This window comes from Chthoniobacter sp. (assembly GCF_040003245.1).
Taxonomy (GTDB): domain Bacteria; phylum Verrucomicrobiota; class Verrucomicrobiia; order Chthoniobacterales; family Chthoniobacteraceae; genus Chthoniobacter.
Genome location: NZ_JBDUCX010000393.1, coordinates 1 through 3291 on the forward strand (window position 1 = coordinate 1; position 3291 = coordinate 3291).

The window sequence follows — 3291 nt, forward strand, 5'->3', positions numbered from 1 at the left end:
GCAGCGCGAGACAACGCACAAAAGGCGACGACCATTCCTCATCGCTCATCTCGTTTCCGCCCGGATTGAACCACATCACGTCCTTAATCTCGGAACCGCGAATCCGGCGCCCCTGGAAGAATTTCGGCCGCCGAAAAACCGGATGATCGCGCCGCAGTTGAATTAGCTTTTTTGTGAACTCGCGCAGTTGCCGTTGTTCGTCGTTCCACTCCCAGTTCAACCAACTGATCTCATTGTCCTGGCAGTAGGCGTTGTTGTTTCCGTTTTGCGTGCGCGCAAATTCGTCGCCACCGCAAAGCATCGGCACGCCCTGCGAGAGCAACAGCGTCATGAGCAAATTACGCCGCTGGCGACGACGGAGTCGATTGATCTCCGCATCGTCCGTCGGCCCCTCCGCGCCATGGTTCCAGGAATGGTTGTTGTTGTCGCCGTCCTTGTTGTCTTCGCCGTTCGCTTCGTTGTGCTTGTCGTTGTAGCTCACGAGATCGTTCAGCGTGAAGCCATCGTGAGCGACGATGAAATTGATGCTGGCGTAGGGCCGCTTGCCGTCGCGCTGGTAGAGATCGGAGCTGCCGGTGAGGCGGTAGGCGAATTCCGAGATGTGTTCGTCGCCTTTCCAATAGCCGCGGATGCAATCGCGGTACTTGCCGTTCCACTCCGCCCAGAGCACGGGGAAATTGCCGACCTGGTAGCCGCCCTCGCCCACGTCCCAGGGCTCGGCGATGAGCTTCACCTGCGAGAGGATCGGATCCTGGTGGATGATGTCGAAGAACGCCGAGAGCCGGCTGACCTCGTGCAGTTCGCGCGCGAGAGTCGCCGCGAGATCGAAACGAAAACCATCCACGTGCATCTCCATCACCCAGTAGCGCAGCGAATCCATGATGAGCTGGAGCACGCGGGGATGCATCATGTTCAGCGTGTTGCCACAGCCCGTGTAGTCCATGTGGAACCGTTTGTTGTCCGCCAGGAGGCGGTAGTACGAGGCGTTATCCACGCCGCGGAAGCAGAGCGTCGGCCCGAGTTGATTGCCCTCGGCGGTGTGATTGTAAACCACGTCGAGGATCACCTCGATGTTCGCCGCGTGGAGGTTCTTCACCATCTGCTTGAACTCGGCCACCTGCTGTCCATTCACCCCGCTGCTCGAGTACATGGCGTGCGGGGCGAAATAGCCGATCGAGTTGTAACCCCAGTAGTTGTGCAGCCCCTTCTTTTGCAGGAAGTCGTCGTCGATGTAGTGGTGGACCGGGAGCAGTTCCACCGTGTTCACGCCGAGCTTCTTGAAATACGCGATGGCGAAATCCGTGCCGAGCGCCGCGTAGGTGCCGCGCAATTCCTCCGGGATTTGCGGGCAGAGCTTGGAGAAGCCTTTGACGTGGGCTTCATAGATCACCGAGCGATGCAGCGGCGTCGCCAGCCTTATGTCGTCGCCCCAGTCGAAGCGATTGTCCACGACAACACATTTCGGCAGCCCGAAGGCGCTGTCCCGCTGGTCGATCGTGAGGTCGGCCTCCTTGTCGCCGCTCGTCTGGTAGCCAAACATTTCGTCGCCCCATTCCACCCGGCCGGCGATGGCCTTGGCGTAAGGATCGAGCAGTAATTTCGCGGGATTGAACCGATGGCCCTCTTTCGGCTCATAGGGTCCGTAAACGCGATAACCGTAGTGCTGGCCGGCCGTGAGACCGGGCAGGAAGCAGTGCCAGACCTGGTCCGTATGCTCGGCCATGCGGATGCGGACGGTTTCGTGGGGCGCATCGGCGCTGTCGAAGAGACAGAGATCCACGCCGGTGGCATTTTCGGAGAAGAGCGCAAAGTTCACGCCTTCGTCCATCACCGTGGCCCCGAGTGGATATGGCAGGCCCTGCCAGACTTGAGATTGCGTCATAAAAACCCTGAATTTTCCCTATTGGTGGCGCTAGTCTTTTTTCAGCACTTTCAGCGCTCTTTTGGTGTCGTCGACTCGCATGATGAGCAGCCCTTTCGTGGCTCCGGGGCTGGTGGCGAGATAAGCATACTCGATGTTGATTTTGGCCTTGGCCAGGCGCGCGGAAATCTTGGCCAGGGCCCCGGGCTTGTTCTTGTTCTCGATGGCGAGCACTTTGCTTTCCACGGCGAGCACGCCGCGCTCCTCGAAAATGGCGAGCGTCCTGGCCGGATTGCTGACGACCATGCGGACTACGGAATGGTCCGCGGTATCGGAAATGGTGAGGGCGAAAATGTTGACCTCCGCCTTGGCCAGCTCATTGCAGACGTCGGCGAGCATGCCGGGCTTGTTGGCGAGAAAAACGGAAAGTTGTTTGACGATTTCCATGGTGAGTGCGGTTGAAGGTTGCACCCGCAGTGTGGGCGCCGTCCTATCCGTCCTCAACACTCAATTCGCGCTGCTCTAAAAATTGGCTGGAGCGGCCCAAGTTTGAGCCACAGTCGTCGCCAGAGCGCTGGGGGATGGGAATCAGGATTCCTTGGTTGGCCTTTCGCGGCGCGTTTTTTTTTGCCAAAAATTGCCACTTTTGGGGTCCCAAAAGACGATTTTCCGCAATGGAGCCAATAGAGCCAATGGAGCAATGCACTTTTTTTCCGAAGTCATGGTTACATCGCGGGCATGGAGACAACACTATCCCAGCCACCCGCCGCGAGGGCGAACCTCGGTTCGCGTCTCGCCAGTCTCGCTCGCGATGCATTAGCGGCGGCGAATTGGAAGAACCAGAAACCCAAATCGAGAAACCAGAAACCCTCCGCACCTCTCGCGCTGACCACCATCATCCGCCCCCAAGTGCGCGAGCGCTGGCTGCTCCCGCAAGTCGCCGCGATCACGCCAGCCTACATTGAGATGACCCTGCGCGGGACGCTCGCCGGGGCGCACGTCCCGCAGTGGGAACTCTTCAACCTCATGGAGGACACCTGGCCGCGCCTGCGCAAGAACGTCCTCGAGCTGAAGATGGCCGTACGCAGTCGCCGCCCCGTCTTCGAGGCTTATCGCGACGAGGACGAGGAGGAATCGCCCACCGCCACCGAGCGGATGAAACTGGTCAGTGCCGCGCTGCGCCAGATGCAGCCCGACCCGGCGGCGGACGAGGGCGCCTTCGACGACCTCGTCACCGACATCCTCGACGCGTGGTTCAAAGGCGTGAGTGTGCTGGAGATCGACTGGCACGTCGCCCAGACCCGCGCCCTCGGCCGCTTCGTGGCTCCGCGCGCCGCCCGCTGGATCAGCCCGGTCCACTACGCATGGGACGGCAATCTGCGCTTGGGCCTGGCCGATGACACAGAACAATCGCTCACCCCTTTCCCCGC

General features: G+C 60.2%; 3 protein-coding genes. 1 reads left to right on the forward strand and 2 read right to left on the reverse strand.

What is annotated here, in order from left to right; genetic code table 11:
• Both glgX and ABJF10_RS30105 read right to left on the reverse strand, forming a co-directional pair.
• On the reverse strand, positions 1 to 1882 hold a 1882-nt coding region (glgX, locus tag ABJF10_RS30100; protein ID WP_348548292.1), incomplete at its 3' end, for a glycogen debranching protein GlgX.
• Positions 1883 to 1912: 30 nt separating this feature from the next.
• Positions 1913 to 2308, reverse strand: a complete 396-nt coding sequence (locus ABJF10_RS30105) for an ACT domain-containing protein (protein ID WP_348548293.1) — start codon at positions 2306 to 2308, stop codon at positions 1913 to 1915.
• Between the two features lie 291 nt (positions 2309 to 2599).
• Between ABJF10_RS30105 and ABJF10_RS30110 the strand changes: the two genes are divergently transcribed.
• Positions 2600 to 3291 (forward strand): DUF935 family protein (locus ABJF10_RS30110; RefSeq protein WP_348548294.1); only part of this gene is annotated, 692 nt, incomplete at its 3' end.